Origin of the sequence: Actinoplanes sp. NPDC048796, assembly GCF_040650035.1 — a bacterium.
Taxonomy (GTDB): domain Bacteria; phylum Actinomycetota; class Actinomycetes; order Mycobacteriales; family Micromonosporaceae; genus Actinoplanes.
Genome location: NZ_JBEZGO010000001.1, coordinates 719,951 through 737,623 on the forward strand (window position 1 = coordinate 719,951; position 17,673 = coordinate 737,623).

The 17,673-nt window shown below is 70.3% G+C and carries 18 protein-coding genes and 1 pseudogene; 14 read left to right on the forward strand and 5 right to left on the reverse strand.

From position 1 onward, the window contains the following. Positions 1-28 precede the first annotated feature (28 nt). The 5 genes from AB0C26_RS03395 to ligD all read left to right on the forward strand — a co-directional run bounded on the left by AB0C26_RS03395 (position 29) and on the right by ligD (position 4,646). On the forward strand, positions 29-1,339 hold the full coding sequence (locus tag AB0C26_RS03395) for an extracellular solute-binding protein (RefSeq protein ID WP_360240799.1): 1,311 nt from the start codon (positions 29-31) through the stop codon (positions 1,337-1,339). A gap of 53 nt (positions 1,340-1,392) precedes the next feature. After that, a complete protein-coding gene (locus tag AB0C26_RS03400; protein ID WP_360240802.1) occupies positions 1,393-2,286 on the forward strand; it encodes a sugar ABC transporter permease in 894 nt (297 codons plus the stop codon). Positions 2,287-2,500: 214 nt separating this feature from the next. After that, positions 2,501-3,256, forward strand: a complete 756-nt coding sequence (locus AB0C26_RS03405; RefSeq protein ID WP_360243491.1) for a carbohydrate ABC transporter permease — start codon at positions 2,501-2,503, stop codon at positions 3,254-3,256. Positions 3,257-3,336: 80 nt separating this feature from the next. Further along, entirely contained in the window at positions 3,337-3,666 is a 330-nt protein-coding gene (locus tag AB0C26_RS03410) for a hypothetical protein (RefSeq protein ID WP_360240805.1), read from the forward strand. Between the two features lie 20 nt (positions 3,667-3,686). Then, on the forward strand, positions 3,687-4,646 hold the full coding sequence (gene ligD, locus AB0C26_RS03415) for a non-homologous end-joining DNA ligase (protein ID WP_360240808.1): 960 nt from the start codon (positions 3,687-3,689) through the stop codon (positions 4,644-4,646). Here the strand turns inward: ligD and AB0C26_RS03420 are convergent. Next, on the reverse strand, positions 4,643-5,872 hold the full coding sequence (locus AB0C26_RS03420; protein ID WP_360240811.1) for a beta-ketoacyl-[acyl-carrier-protein] synthase family protein: 1,230 nt from the start codon (positions 5,870-5,872) through the stop codon (positions 4,643-4,645). The two genes, ligD and AB0C26_RS03420, sit on opposite strands and share 4 nt — an antisense overlap. 19 nt (positions 5,873-5,891) lie before the next feature. On the opposite strand from AB0C26_RS03420, the gene AB0C26_RS03425 reads away from it, so the two are divergent. Next, the gene (locus AB0C26_RS03425) at positions 5,892-6,473 is read left to right on the forward strand and encodes a TetR/AcrR family transcriptional regulator C-terminal domain-containing protein (RefSeq protein WP_360240814.1); all 582 of its coding nucleotides are present in this window, start codon (positions 5,892-5,894) and stop codon (positions 6,471-6,473) included. On the opposite strand, the gene AB0C26_RS03430 is transcribed toward AB0C26_RS03425, so the two are convergent. After that, the gene (locus AB0C26_RS03430) at positions 6,416-7,027 is read right to left on the reverse strand and encodes a dihydrofolate reductase family protein (RefSeq protein ID WP_360240817.1); all 612 of its coding nucleotides are present in this window, start codon (positions 7,025-7,027) and stop codon (positions 6,416-6,418) included. The genes AB0C26_RS03425 and AB0C26_RS03430 overlap by 58 nt on opposite strands. A 142-nt stretch (positions 7,028-7,169) precedes the next feature. Here AB0C26_RS03430 and AB0C26_RS03435 point away from each other — a divergent pair, with 142 nt between their 5' ends. The 5 genes from AB0C26_RS03435 to AB0C26_RS03455 are packed head-to-tail and all read left to right on the forward strand — an operon-like array spanning position 7,170 to position 10,961. Continuing rightward, a complete protein-coding gene (locus AB0C26_RS03435; RefSeq protein ID WP_360240820.1) occupies positions 7,170-8,279 on the forward strand; it encodes a histidine kinase in 1,110 nt (369 codons plus the stop codon). Positions 8,280-8,292: 13 nt separating this feature from the next. After that, positions 8,293-8,943: a response regulator transcription factor gene (locus AB0C26_RS03440; RefSeq protein ID WP_360240823.1), complete on the forward strand. Its 651-nt coding sequence runs from the start codon at positions 8,293-8,295 to the stop codon at positions 8,941-8,943. Continuing rightward, a complete protein-coding gene (locus AB0C26_RS03445; RefSeq protein ID WP_360240826.1) occupies positions 8,940-9,455 on the forward strand; it encodes an adenylate kinase in 516 nt (171 codons plus the stop codon). Before AB0C26_RS03440 ends, AB0C26_RS03445 begins: the two co-directional genes overlap by 4 nt. Positions 9,456-9,465: 10 nt before the next feature. Then, the gene (locus tag AB0C26_RS03450; RefSeq protein WP_360240829.1) at positions 9,466-9,888 is read left to right on the forward strand and encodes a PPOX class F420-dependent oxidoreductase; all 423 of its coding nucleotides are present in this window, start codon (positions 9,466-9,468) and stop codon (positions 9,886-9,888) included. Then, on the forward strand, positions 9,885-10,961 hold the full coding sequence (locus AB0C26_RS03455) for a DNA glycosylase AlkZ-like family protein (protein ID WP_360240832.1): 1,077 nt from the start codon (positions 9,885-9,887) through the stop codon (positions 10,959-10,961). Before AB0C26_RS03450 ends, AB0C26_RS03455 begins: the two co-directional genes overlap by 4 nt. Here the strand turns inward: AB0C26_RS03455 and AB0C26_RS03460 are convergent. Further along, positions 10,951-11,439, reverse strand: coding sequence for a permease-like cell division protein FtsX (locus tag AB0C26_RS03460; protein ID WP_360240835.1), 489 nt, complete (start codon positions 11,437-11,439; stop codon positions 10,951-10,953). The genes AB0C26_RS03455 and AB0C26_RS03460 overlap by 11 nt on opposite strands. 136 nt (positions 11,440-11,575) lie before the next feature. Between AB0C26_RS03460 and AB0C26_RS03465 the strand changes: the two genes are divergently transcribed. Both AB0C26_RS03465 and AB0C26_RS03470 read left to right on the forward strand, forming a co-directional pair. Continuing rightward, a complete protein-coding gene (locus tag AB0C26_RS03465; RefSeq protein ID WP_360240838.1) occupies positions 11,576-14,293 on the forward strand; it encodes an EAL domain-containing protein in 2,718 nt (905 codons plus the stop codon). Next, complete coding sequence (locus AB0C26_RS03470; protein ID WP_360240841.1) at positions 14,280-15,524, forward strand: hypothetical protein; 1,245 nt, start codon at positions 14,280-14,282, stop codon at positions 15,522-15,524. Before AB0C26_RS03465 ends, AB0C26_RS03470 begins: the two co-directional genes overlap by 14 nt. Positions 15,525-15,718: 194 nt before the next feature. Here the strand turns inward: AB0C26_RS03470 and AB0C26_RS03475 are convergent. Then, positions 15,719-15,864, reverse strand: a pseudogene (locus tag AB0C26_RS03475) (IS5/IS1182 family transposase); the annotation flags it as partial. Positions 15,865-16,003: 139 nt separating this feature from the next. Between AB0C26_RS03475 and AB0C26_RS03480 the strand changes: the two are divergent. Next, entirely contained in the window at positions 16,004-16,792 is a 789-nt protein-coding gene (locus tag AB0C26_RS03480; RefSeq protein WP_360240844.1) for a hypothetical protein, read from the forward strand. A gap of 26 nt (positions 16,793-16,818) precedes the next feature. Here AB0C26_RS03480 and cobF read toward each other — a convergent pair whose 3' ends face one another. Beyond that, complete coding sequence (cobF, locus tag AB0C26_RS03485) at positions 16,819-17,568, reverse strand: precorrin-6A synthase (deacetylating) (RefSeq protein WP_360240847.1); 750 nt, start codon at positions 17,566-17,568, stop codon at positions 16,819-16,821. Positions 17,569-17,673 lie beyond the last annotated feature (105 nt).

Here is a 17,673-nt window from a genome sequence, read left to right on the forward strand (position 1 = left end):
GTCAATATCTCGATGGGAGACAAGCGGGATGGTCTTCAGTCAAGTAAAGGGTGGCGGGCGGGGCGGTCGGACGGGCTTCACTCGACGGGCTGCCGTTGCGGCCGTCAGTGTCGCCGCGCTCCTGACGGCCACGGCCTGTGGGTCCAGTGACGACAGTGGCGGCGACTCCGGCTCCAAGAAGGTCGAGGTCTTCACGTGGTGGGCCGACGGCGGTGAGAAGGCCGGCCTCGACGGCCTGGTCGCCCAGTTCGGCACCTCGTGCGCCGGGCAGACCTTCGAGAACGGCGCCGTGGCCGGTGGCGCCGGCGCGAACGCCAAGTCGGTCCTCGCGTCCCGGCTCCAGCAGGGCGACCCGCCGGACACGTTCCAGGCGCACGCCGGCGCGGAGCTTCAGGACTACATCAACGCCGGTCAGGTCGAGGACATCAGCGCCGACTACGACTCCTGGGGTCTCAAGCAGGCGTTCCCCAAGGGCCTGATCGACAACCTGACGGTCGAGGGCAAGATCTACTCGGTGCCGGCCAACATCCACCGGGCCAACGTCGTCTGGACCAACAAGAAGGTCGTGGCCGACGCCGGCATCACCAAGGACCCGACCGATCTGGCCGGCTTCTTCGCCGACCTGGACAAGGTCAAGGCCAAGGGCATCAAGGCGCCGCTGGCGATCGGCAAGGACTGGACGCAGCTGATGCTGTTCGAGTCGGTGCTGATCACCGACCTGGGCCCGGAGAAGTTCACCGGCCTGTGGAACGGCAGCACCGACTGGAACGACGCCGGCGTCACCAAGGCGATCGACGACTTCAAGAAGCTGCTCACCTACACCAACACCGACCGCGACGCCCTCGACTGGACGGACGCGGAGAAGCTGGTCATGGACGGCAAGGCCGCGTACCAGCTGATGGGTGACTGGGAGGCGGCCGACCTGGACGCCAAGAAGTTCACCGACTACGGCTACTTCACGTTCCCGGGCAACGGCACCACCTTCCAGTGGCTCGCCGACTCGTTCGTGCTGCCGAAGGGCGCCAAGAACGCCGAGGGCACCAAGTGCTGGCTCAAGACGGTCGGCTCGGCCGAGGGCCAGAAGGCGTTCAACACCAAGAAGGGCTCGATCCCGGCCCGTACGGACGCCAGCCCGAGCGACTACCCGAAGTACCAGCAGGCCGCCATGGCGGACTGGAAGTCGGCGACCCAGGTTCCGTCGTGTGCCCACGGTTCGGCCTGCTCGCAGGGCTGGCAGGGTGCGGCCAACTCGGCCCTGGGCGCGTTCTCGACCAACCAGGACGCCGGCGCGCTGCAGAAGGCTCTCGCCTCGGCCGCGCAGCAGTTCGTCAAGAAGTAGGTCTGGGGCGGGGTGGCGACCGGCCGCCCCGCCTTTCCCAGCAAGGAGCCCTTATGCGCCGACTCCGGCAGTGGGGACCGGGACTGCTCCTGCTCTCCCCCTCGCTCATCCTGCTCGCCGTCTTCGTGTACGGCCTGATCGCCTGGACCACGAAGGTCTCGGTGTCCGACGAGCACAACGCCCTGGGGTCGAAGGGTTTCGTCGGCCTGGAGAACTACACCAAGCTGTTCACCGACGACATCAACGACCGCTTCACCCATTCGCTGAAGAACCTGCTGATCTTCACGGTGGTGTTCCTGGTCGGCGCGATGTTCTTCGGCCTGCTCTGGGCTTTCCTGCTCGAGCGCGGCGTACGTGGTGAGGGTTTCTTCCGTACGGTCTACCTGTTCCCGATGGCCGTCTCGTTCGTGGCGTCGGGCGTGGTGTGGCGCTGGCTGATGAACCCGAACACGGGCGACAACGCGGGTGGCCTGAACGCCGTCTTCGGCGCGCTCGGCCTCGATTTCCTGCAGAACTCGTGGTGGACCAACCCGAACTGGGGCATGGCCGCGATGGCGATGCCCGCCGTCTGGCAGCTCTCCGGCTACGTGATGGCGCTGTTCCTGGCCGGTTTCCGCGGCATCCCGCAGGAGCTGCGCGAGGCGGCGGCCATGGACGGCGCCAGCACGTACCGGCTGTACCGCAACGTGATCTTCCCGCAGCTCACGCCGGTCGCGTTGTCGGCGCTGATCATCCTCGGCCACATGTCGATGAAGATGTTCGACCTGATCATGAGCGTCTCCGGTCCGCAGTGGCTGACCGAGGTGCCCGCCGTCTACGTCTGGCAGACGCTGCTGACCAGCGACTACGCCAAGGCCGCGGCGATTTCGATCATCCTGCTGCTGCTCGTGGCGGTCGTCATCGTCCCGTACCTGATCTACACCAACCGGGCGGAGAAGAACGCATGACCGCCTGCACCGAGCGGCACCCCGCCGCACCGAGAAACGGCCTCGCAGGCGAGGGCCAGAAGGTCATGCGAGAGGAGGGCTCGGAATGACCGTCGTCGCCGCCCCTCAGGAGACGCTGGAGAGCCTGAAGCCGCGCACCAAGCCGCGGCAGAGGTTCGGGCCCGGCTCGATCGTCAAGTACGCGCTGGTCCTGCTCTTCCTGATCATCGTGCTGATGCCGATGTACGTGCTGATCGTGACCAGTTTCAAGTCGGGTTCGGACATCGGCGTCACGAGCCAGTGGAACCTGCCGGAGACGTGGACGCTGGCGTCGTGGGAGAAGGCCTGGAACTCGCTGCACGCGTCCTTCGTCCGCACCTTCGAGCTGGCGATCCCGGTCGCCCTGATCTCGTCGGTGATCGGCGCGGCCAACGGCTTCGTGCTGTCGCGCTGGCGGTTCCCCGGCGCCGACCTGGTGTTCACGCTGATCCTGTTCGGCATGTTCATCCCGTACCAGGCCGTCATGATCCCGCTGCGGGAGATCGTCACGACGATCGGCATCCCGCCCGGCATCCCGACCCTGGTCTTCGTGCACTGCGTCTACGGCATCCCGATCTGCACGCTGATCTTCCGGAACTACTACGCCACCACGGTTCCGGAGGAGCTCGTCGAGGCGGCCCGGGTCGACGGCGCCGGCCTGCTGCGCACGTTCGCCTGGATCATCCTGCCGATCTCCGTCCCGGGCTTCGTGGTCACGGTGATCTGGCAGTTCACGTCGGCCTGGAACGACTATCTGTTCGCGATCTTCCTGTCCAACACGAGGAACGGCCCGATCACGATCGCGCTGAACGCGCTGGCCGGCGCGCAGTCGCCGGACTACGCGGCCTCGATGGCGGGCGCGCTGATCACGTCGTTGCCCACGCTGGTGGTGTACGTCCTGCTCGGCCGCTGGTTCATCGGCGGTCTCATGGCCGGCTCGGTCAAGAGCTGACCTGAGCAAGGTGAAGGTTTGGTCTCTCACCCCTTAGGGGCGACGCGCCCGGCGGCCGTTGCCCCTAAGGTTCTTATTTCGTGACCACCGAGGACGTCGACGGCTTCGCCGCACGCATGGCTTACGCCCTGCACAAAGACCCGGCTGACGACGTACGCCGGACGACCCTCCATCTGTGGATCATCGCGGTGACCCTGGCCTGGCTGGTGCTCGTCCCGCTGGTCGTCCTGTACGGCCTGATCACCGATTCCGGCGGCGCCTTCACGCTGGCCACCGTGCTGATCGTGGCGCTGCCGTTCACGGCCGCCGCGCTCGCCACCCGGAACGGCCGTTTCGGTCTGGGTGGGCTTTACGTCGTACTCACCCTGCTCATGGCCCTTCCCGCCGCCGGAATCGCCCAGCTCGGCTGAATGTAGGGCACGATGGGCCCATGGCCGACAAAGGCGAGGAGCGCGACGGCGTCACGCTGACCAACCTCGATCAGGAGTTGTACGAGGGTGCGGGCGCCACCAAGCGTGACCTGATCGACTATCTCGACGCGGTCGCCGATCGCATGCTGCCGGTGCTGCGCGACCGCCCGCTGTCGGTGATCCGGCTGCTGCGCGGCCAGGACAAGTTCATGCAGAAGAACCTGCCGAAGTACACGCCCGACTGGGTGCCGCGCACCGCGGTGTGGGCCGAGGCGTCGCATCGCGAGGTCACGTACGCGCTGTGCAACGACCGCCGGACGCTGCTCTGGTTCGGCAATCAGCGCGCCATCGAGTACCACCCCGCGCTCATGCCGGCCGGCGACCACCACCCGACCCATCTGATCATGGATCTGGACCCGCCCGAGGGCGAGAACTTCGCCAAAGCCGTGCGGGCGGCGCGGCTGGTACGCGCCGCCCTCGCCGAGATCGACATGGCCGGAGCCGTCAAGACCAGCGGCTCCAAGGGTGTGCACGTCTTCGTCCCGCTCGACGGCAAGGCCGACGCCGAACAGGTCGCCGCCGCCACCCGCGCGGTCGCGGCCCGGGCCGAACGGCTGGACCCCGAGCTGGCCACCACCGCTTTCATCCGCGAGGACCGGCACGGCAAGGTCTTCCTCGACGCCACCCGTTCGGGCGGGGCCACTGTCGTCGCCGCCTACAGCCCCCGGGTGCGCCCGGGCGTACCGGTCTCCTTCCCGGTCGCCTGGGACGACCTCGACGACGTGACCCCGGCCGACTTCACCGTCCACACCGCACCGGGCCTGCTGGCCGCCGGCCACGACCCGTGGGCCGGGGCCATGCCCGCGCCGCAGACCCTCGACGAGGGTCTCATCGAGGAGGGCCGGACCATTCCGGTCGCCCGGGTGCAGGCCATGCACGAGGGTAAACGCCGCGCCAAGGCCCGCCGCGAGGCCGGTTAGGCCGGGGTGAACAGCAGCGACACGTTCTGGCCGCCGAAGCCGAACGAGTTGCAGATGGCCGCGCCGATCGCCTGCTTGCGCGGCTCGCCGGTGACCACGTCGAGCGTCACCTCGGGCGCCTTGTTCTCCAGGTTCAGCGTGGGCGGGATCAGCCCCTCGGCCACCGACAGCACGGTGATGATGCTCTCCACCGCGCCGGCCGCGCCGACCAGGTGGCCGATCGCGCCCTTGGGCGCGGTGAGCACCACGTCGTCGCCGAGCGCGGCCCGGATCGCCGCCACCTCGCCCACGTCGCCGACCACTGTCGACGTGGCGTGGCAGTTCAGGTGGTCGATGTCGCCCGGGGCCAGCCCGGCCGTCCGCAGCGCGGCCTGAAGCGCCCGGATCTGCCCCTCGCCGGACGGCTCGGGACCGGTGATGTGGTACGCGTCGGCGGTCACCCCGAAGCCGGCCACCCGGGCCACCGGGCGCGCGCCCCGGGCCGCCGCGAACTCGGCCCGCTCCAGGACCACGACCCCGGCGCCCTCGCCGAGCACGAAGCCGTCCCGGTCGACGTCGAAGGGCCGGGACGCCCGCTCCGGCTCGTCGTTGCGCTTGGAGAGGGTACGGGACTGGGCGAACCCGGCCACCGTGATCGGCGCGATGCACGCCTCGGACCCGCCGGCGATGACCACGTCGGCCTCGCCCGACCGGATCAGCCGCACGCCCTGGGCGATCGCCTCGGCCCCGGACGCGCAGGCGGCCGAGGTCGTGTAGACGCCGGCCTTGGCCCCGAGCTCGATGCTGATCCAGGCGGCGGCGCCGTTCGGCATCATCATCGGCACGGTCAGCGGGGAGACCCGGCGCGGGCCCTTCTCCTCGATCACGTCGTCCTGGTCGAGGAGCGTGGTCACGCCGCCGATGCCGGTGCCCATGACGACCGCCAGCCGCTCGGACTCGACCCCGGGCGCGCCGGCGTCGGACCAGGCCTGGCGGGCCGCGACGAGCGCCGCCTGCTGGCAGCGGTCCATCCGGCGGGCCTGCACCCGCTCCAGCACCGTGTCGGGCGAGACGGCCATCGGCGCCCCGATCCGGGTCGGCAGCTCGTCGAGGTGGGCGTAGCCGGCCAGCACGTCGTCGATGCGCCGCACACCCGAGCGGCCCTCGAGCATGCCCTGCCACAGCGAGTCGACATCGCCGCCGAGCGGGGTGGTCGCACCCATCCCGGTGATCACAACATCCGTCATAGTTGTATAGCGTACAACTATGACCGAGCCTCCCCGCGCCCGCGGCCGCCGCACCCGCGATGCGATCCTGCGCGCCGCCGAAAATCTGTTCGCCGAGCGCGGCCTGGCCGCGGTGAGCGTGGCCGACATCGCCGGCGCGGCCGGCGCCCACCCGCACCAGATCACGTACTACTTCGGTTCCAAGGACGCCCTGTTCGTCGAGGCCGCGTTCCGGCTGCTGCTCCACCAGGCCCAGCGCCTGGAACCGATCGGCCTGCGGCGGCGGACGCCCGAGTCGTTCCGGATCGCTCTGGCCCGTACGGCGCTGGCCCTGCCGGCCGTGCCGGTCGCCGTGCACGCCATGGCGGTGAGCCGGCTGCGCCCCGAGCTGCACGCCTCCGTCCAGCAGAGCCTGTCCGTGCTGTTCCGCCAGGCCGAGCGCTACCTGCTCGACGTCCTCGACCGCCGCGGCTGGGCCATCGACCGCCCGGCCGCCATCGAGGCGCGCACCTTCTGGACCACCGTCTTCGGCGCGCGCCTGATCTCCGAGAGCGGCTACGGCGGTCAGTCGGCCGACGTCGACCTGGCCGGGGTGCTGACGGTCCGCAGCGCCGGGCGATAGACCAGTTCCTGGGTACGCCCGTCCAGCGTCCGCGTCTCCAGCAGGTCGAGGTCGAAGTCGGCGGCCCCGGCGAAGATCGGATCGTCGCCGGTCCTCCCGGTGATCACCGGGAAGACCGTCACCTGCACCCGGTCGACCAGACCGGCCGCCATCAGCGCCCGGTTCAAGGCCAGGCTGCCGTGCGAGCGCAGCGGCACGTCCGACTCCTGTTTCAGCCGGGCGACGACCTCGACCGCGTCGCCCTTGACGACGGTCCCGTCCGGCCAGTCGATCGGCTCCCGCAGCGTGTTCGACACGATGAACGCCGGCAGGTTCAGCATCCGGGTCACCCACGGGTCGCCCACGGTCGCCTCGGTGCCGGCCGCCAGCAGCTGGGTGAAGGCCCGGTACGTGTTGGCCCCGAACACCATGCGCTGCTCCGTCTCGTACAGGGCCAGACGGTGCGCGAGCAGCTCCGGGCCCTGCTTGCCCCAGTAACCGCCCCACGAGGGGTCGGTGACCCCGCCGAATCCGTCGAGGCTGGTGAACACGTCGAAGGTGTAAGTCGCAGTCATGACCGTCCGACCGGCGCCGGGCCCGAAACTCATCGGCCGTGGTGTACTCCTTGGGGAGTAGCGGAGTAGTCGGGAGGCGTCCGTGCGGGTGACGGCGGCTGGACGACGCGGCCGGGCCCCCGGCGAAAATAGCGTTCCGTCCATGAACAGATACCTGGCTTCCACGCTCACCCTGGTCGGCGTCCCGGCCGGCCTGGCCATCACCGGCGGTTCCCTCGACACGGTCATGACGCTGTCGCTCGCCGTCTGGCTGGCCGTCCTCGCGCTCCTCGCCCCGCGCTGGCCCCGCGCCGTCCTCGTCCTCTCCCTGCTGGCGGTCGCCGGCATGCGCGGCGGCTCGCTGGTCGACTCCGGCTGGGTGTGGCCGGCCACGGCCGCCTTCGTCGCCGTCGTGCTCGCCGGCCACCTGCGCACGGCCGTCATCGTGGGCGGCATCGCCCTGGCGTACGGCTTCGCCTGGGACGGATACGTGGCCGAGGGCCACGGCGGCAACTGGACACTCGCCCACGTCGGCGGCGAGACCCTGTGGCTGGCCGCCGTCCTGGCCGCCACCACGGCGTACCGCAACACCGTCCGCTGGCAGGCCGAGGTGGCCCACCGCCTCGAGCAGGACAAGCACGAACGCGAACTGGACGCCCGCCGCCGCCGCGCCGAGGAACGGGTCGGCATCGCCCGCGACCTGCACGACGTCGTGTCACACACCCTGGCCGTGGTCGGCGTCCACCTCAACGTCGCGCTCGACGCCTTCGACAGCGACCCCGACGAGGCACGCTCGTCGCTGCGCCTGGCCCAGGAGGTACGCGGGCGCGCCATGACCGACCTCAAGTCACTGGTCGACGTGCTGCGCGAGGGTTCGGCTCCGGCGATCGGCGAACCGGCCGACGGGCTGGACGGGCTGGAACGGCTCGCCGACCAGGTCCGGTCGGCCGGGCTGGCGGTGTCCCTGAACGAGTTCGGCGAGCGGGCGCTGGTGCCGGCCCCGGTCGCCACGGCCGTCTACCGTGTCGTGCAGGAGTCGCTGACCAACACGGTGCGCCACGCGGGGGCCGGCCGGGTCGCGGTGACGGTCCGCTACGCGCCGGCCAGCGTGGTGGTCGACGTGCAGGACGACGGCACCGCCCCGGAGGTGGTGATCGACGGCAACGGGATCGCCGGCATGCGCGAGCGGGTGGCGGCGCTGGGCGGCGCGCTGACGGCCGGCGCCGGCAAGAGCGGCTTCGCCGTACGAGCAACGATCCCGTTCCCAGCTTGACGGAGGCCACCCCATGACGATTTCGGTGATGCTCGCCGACGACCAGCACCTCGTGCGGGCCGGCTTCCGCAGCCTGTTGCGCCGCGACCGGGAGATCGACGTCGTCGGCGAGGCCGCCAGCGGCGACGAGGCCGTCCGCACCGCCCGCGCTCTGCGACCCGATGTGATCCTCATGGACATCCGGATGCCGGGCCTGGACGGCATCGCCGCCACCAGGGCCGTCCTCGCCGAGAACCCGGACACCAAGGTGATCATCTTGACGACCTTCGAGACCGACGAGTACGTCTTCGCCGCGCTGGCCGCCGGGGCCAGCGGCTTCCTCACCAAGGAGATCGCCCCGGACGGCCTGCGGCAGGCGGTCCGGGTGGTGGCCGCCGGTGACGCCCTGCTCTCGCCGAGCGTCACCCGCCGGGTGGTCGGCCAGTTCGCCCATCGCCCGGTCGCCGCCGCCCGCCACGAGGACCGGCTGGCCGTGCTGACCGAGCGCGAGCGGGAGGTGGTCCGCCTGGTCGCGGCCGGCCTGTCCAACGAGGAGATCGCCCGCGAGCTCGTGATCAGCCCGCTGACCGCCAAGACCCACATCACCCGGGCGATCGCGAAACTCGGCGTCCGGGACCGCGTTCAACTGGTGATCGTGGCATTCGAGGACGGGCTGGCCGGATGAAGAGAATTCTGGTGTACGGGGTGACCGGCGCCGGCAAGTCGACGCTGGCCGCCCGCGTCGGCGAGCGCCTGGGAATTCCGTACCACTCCATAGACGACCTGATGTGGGAACCGGGCTGGGTGGAGGTTCCCGACGAGATTCAGCGCGACCGCATCCGCGCGGTCTGCGCCGGCGACTCATGGGTGATTGACGCCGCGTACCAGAAATGGGCCGATATCGTCCTTGATCGGGCCGACCTCATCGTCGGCCTCGACATGCCCCGGCGCGTCTCCTACGGCCGTCTCGTACGCCGCTCGCTGACCCGGCTGATCAACCGCACCGAGATCTGCAACGGCAACCGGGAATCGTTCCGCAACCTGTTCCTCGACCGCGACTCGCTCCTCTATTTCCATTTCCGCTCGTGGGGCCGCAAACGCGCCCGCATGCGCCACTGGCAGGCCCACCCGGACTTTCCGGAAACGATTCTGCTGCGGTCGCCCAGAGAGGCCCGCGACTGGCTCGCGTCGCTTTAAGGTCGGAGCTATGTCTGATGACGTGCTGTGGAATGTCATCGCCACGGGAAAGCTCGGCACCGTCGCGACGATCAAGAAGGACGGGCGGCCGCAGCTGTCCGACGTCAGCTACATCGCCCTGCCCGGCCTGGTCCGCTTCTCGACCCGCACCAGCCTGGCCAAGGTTCACAACCTGCGCCGGGACCCCCGGGTCAGCATCAAGGTCACCTCGGCCGACGGCCACGGCTACGCGGTCGGCGAGGGTACGGCCGAGCTGAGCCCGGTCGCCTGGCGGCTCGACGACCCGGTCGTCGAGGAGCTGATCGAGATCTACCGCCTGATCGCCGGACACGAACACCCCGACTGGGACGACTTCCGCCGGGCCATGGTCACCGACGGCCGCCTGGTCTGCTCGATAAAGGTGGAACACCTTTACGGCTGGGTTCCCGCTTGATAGTTCTCACCCGTCAGCAGGCGCGCCGGACAGCCGTGCGCGCCCAGCTGCTCACCCGGGACCGCCCGGCCGGCCTGCCCGAGCTGGTCGGCCATCTGACCTTTCTCCAGTACGACCAGACCAGCGCCGTGGCGCCCAACGCCGACCTGATCGCCTGGAGCCGCCTCGGTAGTTCGTACCGCCCGGAACTGCTCACCGAAGCGCTCGAAGACCGCACCTTCATCGAATTCAAGGGCATGATCCGCCCGTACGACGATCTCGCGCTCCTGAAGGCCCGCATGGCCGCCTGGGACGATCCCGACGACCAGTTCAGCCACCCCCGGGCGTACGCCTTCGTCACCGCCAACGCCGCCTGCCGCCGCGACATCCTGAGCCGCCTCGACGCCGGCGGCCCACTCCCGGCGTCGGAGCTTCCCGACACGTGCGAGGTCCCCTGGTCGTCGTCGGGCTGGAACAACAACCGCAGCCTGACGATGATGCTGGAGTGCCTGGCCTCCCGCGGTGAGATCGCCATCGCCGACCGCGACGGCCGCGAGAGGCTGTGGGACCTGGCCCACCGGGTCTATCCGCCGGAGACCGTCGGTGAGCCCGAGGCCACCCGGATCCGCGACGAGCGCCTGCTCCGCTCCCAGGGCCTGCTCCGCGCCAGGCGCGGCTTCGAGGCGGGCGAGCCGGCCACCGTCACGGGCGTACGCGGAACCTGGCGGGTCGACCCCGCGTACCTCGATCTGCCCTTCGCCGGCCGCACCGCGCTGCTCTCCCCGTTGGACCGCCTCGTCTTCGACCGCAAACGCCTGCTCGACCTGTTCGCGTTCGACTACACCCTGGAGATGTACAAACCACCCGCCAAGCGCAAATGGGGCTACTGGGCCATGCCCATCCTGCGAGGCGACCGCCTGATCGGAAAGCTGGACGCCACCGCCAACCACGCCCACCGGGTCCTCCGGGTCGACGCCGTCCACCAGGACGCCCCGTTCGACCGGGCGACCACCGCCGCCGTCCAGCGCGAGATCCGCGACCTGGCCGCCTGGCTCGGCCTCGACCTCGACCTGCCGGCCGGCTTCAGCACCTGATCGAGCCGCCGGGCTCCTTCTTCTCGGGGTACATGGTGATCACGACGTCGTTGACGCCCGGCATCTTGCCGGCGGCCTTCATCGGCCCGCAGTCGAACGTCGTGCCCTTCCAGCTGAGGCGGTAGGACTCCGGCAGGCTGTTCGGGCCCACCTTGGCCAGGAACTCCGGGTCGTCCTTCCACAGCTCCTTGAAGCGGGCGAGCGCCTGGGCCTTGGTCTCGAAGACCACCTCGCCCTGATGCGGCGCCTTCTCCAGCTGGTCGCGCAGGGCCGTCCTCTGCGCCTCGGTCGCGTCCGCCTTCAGGAACACCGAGACGCCGTACGACCGTTCGACCGGCTTGCGGAAGCCCGAGTGCAGCAGGTATCCCACCCCGCCGCCCGCGCCCGCCAGGATGCCGAGCAGGGCGATCAGGACGGCGACCGCGATCAGGACGGCCCGGGAGGTTCGGGGCGCGGAAAGGACTTCGGGTTCGGTCACGCCGGGCATCGTATAGAAGAGCTCGCACCCGTATTGCACCCGAGAACTCAGCCGCGGCACAGCCGAAACCTTCAAAAGACGCGCCCGCAACCCGATCTCCGGGGTACGACCACCGTCCCAGACGACCGGAGCTCAGATGGCAGGCAGCATCGCAACACGCCGCTGGTACGTGGCGTGTGCGCTGACCGGCGCGCTCGTCGCCGTCTTCGCCGTGATTCTCGGCGTGGGCTTGGGCGGGCGGGACGTGACGAGCACGGTCTCGAACTTCGGGCTCTGCGCCGCGGCCGTGGTGGCCGCGGTCGCCTGCCTCGGCCGGGCCCGCTCGTTCGGCGGGCGGATGCGCGTGGGCTGGGCCCTGATCGGGCTCGGCGTGCTGAGCTGGGGCCTGGGCGAGGGGATCTGGACCTACCTGCAGATGGCCCGCGGCGAACAGCTGCCGTTCCCGTCGGCCGGGGACATCGGCTACCTGGGCATGACTCTGCTGACGCCGATCGGCCTGCTGGTGTTGCCGAGCCGCGCCCAGGGCATGGCCAACCGGGTCCGCAGCGTCATCGACGGCCTGATGGTCGCGACCTCGCTCGTCCTGATCGCCTGGATCTTCGTGGTGTCGCCGCTGCTGGAGAACGGCGACGGCAGCGGGCTGGCGCTGTACATCAGCCTGGCCTACCCACTCGGCGACGTCGTCACGATCACGATCGTGCTCTTCATGCTGGCCCAGCAGCGCCGGCACGGCCGGACGTTCGGGCAGCTGGCGCTGGTCGGCGCCGGCATCTCGGCGTTCGCGGTCTCCGACATCGCGTACGCCTATCTCAGCCTCCTCGACCGCTACAGCTCGGGCGACCCGACCGACATCGGCTGGTTCGCCGGCTTCGTACTCATTCTGCTGGCCGCGGCCAAGCCGGTGCCGCCGGCCGCCGAGGACGAGGAGACCGACAACAGCCAGCCCGTCGGCATCCTGCTGCCCTACGTGGCCGTGCTGGCCGCCCTTCTGACCTCGGTCATCTGGTACGCCAAGACGGGGCACAGCAACATGTTCATCGCGTACACCAGGTCCGCGCTGATTCTGCTGATCGTCGGCCGCCAGCTGCTCACCCTGCGGGAGAACCGCAACCTCACCCGCACCCTCGAGGCCCGCGTCGCCGACCGTACGGCCGAGCTGTTCGCCAGCGAGCAGCGGTTCCACGCGCTCGTGCAGCACAGCTCGGACGTGGTGACCGTGGTCAGCCCGGAGGCGGACGTGCTCTACCAGAGCGAGTCGGTGCAGCGGGTCTTCGGCTACCCGGCCCGCGTGTTCACCGGCCGGCGGCTCACCAAGATGCTCGACCCCGAGTCGGGTCTGCGGCTGGCCCAGGCGCTGCGGCACGTCGCCGGGCGGCCGTACGCGACGACCGTGCTCGAAGTGGTGGTCCACCACCGTGACGGGCGGGTCCGCCAGGCCGAGATGACCATCACCAACCTGCTCAGCGACCCCAGCGTGGCCGGGCTCGTGCTCAACACCCGCGACATCAGCGAGCGCAAGGAGTTGCAGGACCAGCTCGTCCACGAGGCGTACCACGACGCCCTGACCCAGCTGGCCAACCGGGCGCTGTTCCGGGAGCGGGTCAGCGAGGCCCTGCGGAACCGGGCCGACGGCGGCGAGGTGACGGTGCTCTTCCTCGACCTGGACGGGTTCAAGGAGGTGAACGACAGCCTCGGGCACCTGGCCGGCGACCAGCTGCTGGTGCAGGTGGCCGATCGCCTGCGGTCGTCGGTGCGCTCGGACGACATCGTGGCCCGCTTCGGCGGCGACGAGTTCGCCGTCCTCATCACCACCGCGCCCGGCGGCGCCGCCGACGAGGCCGAACAGGTCGCCCAGCGGATCATCGACGCGCTCGACACGCCGTTCGGCGGCGAGAGGCGCGACATCCACGTGCAGGCCAGCATCGGCCTGGCCTCGGCCGACATGCTCGGCGACGCCAAGGACGGCGCCGAGCAGCTGATGCGCAACGCCGACCTCGCCATGTACAAGGCGAAGTCGGCCGGCGGGAGCGGCTACGCCACGTACGACCCGGAAATGCTCTCCGGTCTCGTCGCCCGCCTCGAGCTCGAGGCGGACCTGCGGCTCGCGCTCGAACGGCACCAGCTGCACCTGCACTACCAGCCGACGATCAACCTGGCCACCGGCGAGGTGATCGGCTTCGAGGCGCTGGCCCGCTGGGAGCACCCGACGCGCGGTCTGATCCCGCCGGCCGAGTTCATCCCGATCGCCGAGGCGACCGGTCTGATCGTGCCGCTGGGCCGGTGGGTGCTGCGCGAGGCGTGCCGGCAGGCCGTCGAGTGGTCCCGTGAGGGCGGCCGCCCGGTGAAGATGGCGGTGAACGTCTCGGTGCGCCAGTTCGACCGGGCCGACCTGGTCGAGGTCGTCGGCGCCATCCTGGCCGAGACCGGCATGCCGGCCGATCAGCTCTGCCTCGAGATGACCGAGAGCGTCCTGATGAGCGACACCGACGACAATCTGGAGCAGCTGGTACGGCTGAAGGCGCTCGGTGTCACGCTGGCCATCGACGATTTCGGTACGGGATATTCGTCGCTGGCCTACCTGCGGCGCTTCCCGGTCGACACGCTGAAGATCGACCGCTCGTTCGTGGAACGCCTCGGCGCCCTGACCGACGACACGGCCCTGGCCGACACGATCGTGCAGCTCGGCAAGAGCCTGGGCATGGACACGGTGGCCGAGGGCATCGAGGAGGTCGTCCAGCTCGAGGCGCTGCGGGAGATGGGCTGCCACTTCGCGCAGGGCTACTACTTCTCCCGCCCGGTCCCGGCCGACGAGGCCGGCCCGCTGTTCGTCCAGGGTGCCCGTGTTACTAGCTGACCGGCACCGCGGCACCCACCGCGCCACCGGCCCCGGCGGCCTGCGCCGGGCCGGCCGGCTGCGGGAACTGCTCGTCACCGGCGTCGTCGACTCGTTCGGCATGGCCCTGGGCTGGACGTTCGTGGTGCTCATGGGCACGGCCCGGGGCGGCCTGGGCGAGGCCGCCCTGTACAACGCGGCCATGCTGGTCGGCACGGTGCTGTCGGCCCCGGCCGCCGGCTGGCTGTCGAGCCGCCTGAACGGCCGGGCCCTGCTGCGCACCGCGGCCGGGGTCGAGCTGCCGATGCGCTTCCTGGTGCTGTTCGGCGTCGTCACCGGCCTGCCGGCCTGGCTGGTGGCGGCCCTCATCCTGATCATGCACACGGCCGCCTGGGCCGGCTACGCCGGGCTGCGAGCCGAGGTGACAGCGGTGGACGCCTCGCCGCGCACGATGACCCGCTTCGTCATCTGCATCGTCGGCGTGGAGGCGGCCGGCACGGCCCTGGCCGCCCTGCTGCCGTCGGGCCCCGACGGCCGCCCGGCCGGTTGGCTCCTGCACGCGGTCTTCGTGGTCTTCCTGGGCACCCTGCTGCCGGTCATGCTGATCGCCCGCCGGGCCCGGATCATCCCGGCCGGCTCGGTCTTCCCCCGCTCACCGGCCCGCGGCCGCCACGCGAAGCCCGGCTGGCGCCTGCCCATGCCCCGCCTGATGCTGGCCGGCGGCGGCGTCATGCTGATCGCGGCCGGCCCGTCCCTGCTGGCCGTCCCGGTCACCGAGGAGCTGTTCGGAAGCGGCTGGGTGGCCGGGGCGGCGGTGGCGTTCTGCGCGGGAACGCTGCTGGCCGACACCGCGGTGAGCTGGCTCGAACGCCTCGGCCTACCGGCCGTCCTGCGCTGGTCCCTGTGGGGCCTGGGCATGCTGGCGGGCTGGATCCTGGCCCCGCTGTACGCCCCGTTCGTCCTGCTGGCCCAGTTCACGGCCGGCTTGGCCACCACGGCGTTCGAGGGCGACATGGACGCCCGGGTGGCCGCCGAGTCCACACCGGGAACCCTGACCCGCGACCTGGCCTACAGCGCCTCGATCCGCGCCCTGGGCGGAGCGGTCGCCGTACGGGCCCTGCCCATGCTGATCGCCGCCCCCGCCATCGGCCTGGCCGCCAGCACCAGCGCCCTGATCCTGGGCGCCCTGTCCCTGCTCATCTGGGCCGGCCTGACCACGGCCCCTCACCTGTTCCGCCGCTTCGCCCACTGACCGCCGGCCGTGTCGCCCCGGCCTGTCGACCGCGCCACATCTGGTCCACTGGGCGGCGGACGCCTCGGGCGGCGTGCTGCTCGCAGCCCGCCGGGCGACGCCGCACGCCGGTGGCCTTCACCGACTGCTACTGACATCTCAGAAATCGGCGGGAAGACGTGCCCTCGTGCCAGTGATTGATCATGCCTTCATCCGCGGCCTGACAGCTTCGACCGGAGCCGTCGCCGTTTGCATGGCCTACGCCCGCTGATGCCGTGGCGCGAGCGGCCGTCAGGTCACGGGTCGCGCCGGGCAGTGTCGGCGAGGCCCACCCGAGGCGCCCGGCCGCGGCTGCGATGACTGCACGTCAACGCGGTGGCGACGGTGTTTTCGGAGTGGTACGGCCACCGATGATCGTCGGCGGATCCAGCCCGATCCGATGATGCGATCCCCGTACCGAGTCGGCAGGGTCACAGGTCAGTGAAGGACCTGCACCGGTCATGGAGAACGTCGATTTGGATACTCCGAGGCACTCCCCCAAGCTGCTGGCCCTCGCGACGACGCTGTTACCGGGTGTCGTCTCGTTCATCGCCATCAAGGTGTGGGGCGACGTCCCGGATGCGGTCTACCGGCTGGAAACCGGTGTCGCCTACTTGCTCGCCCTGTTCCTGGCCGGCTATTTCGGGTTCATTGTTTTCACTAGTCGGCGATTCCACATCATCACCGACCTGGTCGCTTTCTTCCAGGGCATAGCGAATGGCCGCACACTGCCGCTCGCCCTCGGTGCGGCCGTTCTGCAATACGGGCTGTTCCTGCTGGCCGTGCACGCTGCGACGGCCGGGATGCTCGCCGTCGGCGAGCCGGCCATGCTGCAGGGACGGCCGCAGTACAACGATCCCGGGTTGGACGAAGGCCGCAAGCTGGTGCAGACCCGGCTCGCCAGTGTTCCCGGAACGAGCCACTCGTTCAGCAGGGTCTACGGCACCTCCAACGACGACGCCATCTACGTCGGTGGCGCGAACGGCAGCTACAACGATTTCCCGAGCCGGCTGAACGACGTGTTCACCGTGGTGGAGGACGGCAAGGTTCGCGACATCCGGGCCGTCGATCCGGGCCCGCTCGGCGGCGCGGCCGCATGCGGCAACCTGTCGGCGTTCGGCATTGACGCCGGGGTGTGCGCGTGGGTCGATCGCGGCACCATCGGCGAACTCGTCTTCTACCATTCCGACGCCGACCGGGCGGCCCGCCTGCTGCCCGCAACCCGAGCCGAGCTCGAACAGAAGGGCTGAACTCGGCTCAGCGCGGCGCTCACCCGCTAAGCGTCGCGCTTCAGGATGTAGGTGTCCATGATCCAGCCGTGGTGGTCGCGGGCCTCCTGGCGGGTGGTGACGATCTCGTCGGCCACCTCGGAGACGCGGCCGGAGCGGAGGATCTCGTCCGGCGTGCCCACGTAGGCGCCCCAGTAGATCTGGGCGTCCGGGTGGGCCGTGAACGCCTGCTGGGCGTCCAGCATCACCACCACGTCGTCCACTCCGTCGGGCCAGCCCTCGGCCAGGCGGCGGCCCGTCGTCACCTGGAAGGGGCGGCCGACCCGGTTGAGGGGCACCCGGTGCTTCGCGGCCAGGGCCGAGACGCTGCTGATGCCGGGGATCACCTCGTACTCGAACTCGACGTTGCCCCGGGCCAGGACCTCCTGCACGATCGCGATCGACGAGTCGTACAGGCCGGGATCGCCCCACACCAGCAGTGAGCCCTGCTGGTCCTCCTTCAGGTGCTCCAGGATCAGTTCCTCCACCACCAGGGCGCGGCGGCTGCGCCAGTCGGCGATCGTGCCCTCGTAGTCGGCGGGGGTGCGGTCGCGGTCGGGGTCGCGGCCCTCGACGATCTTGCGGGTCGGCTTGGAGTAGCCGCGGATGATGCGTTCGCGCAGGTCGACCAGGCTCTGCTTCGCCTCGCCCTTGTCCAGGACGAAGAAGACGTCCGTACGGCCGATGGCCTTTGCCGCTTGCAGGGTGAGGTGGTCCGGGTCGCCGGCGCCGATCCCGATCAGACAGATTTTCCGCACCTGGGCAAGTGTGCCGTAGCGGCGCCGGGGATACGCCTCGCGGGGGTCGACTTTCGGACGGTTCCCAGCCGCTCACCTTGGGTGCATCTTGGTGTGAGGAGGTGG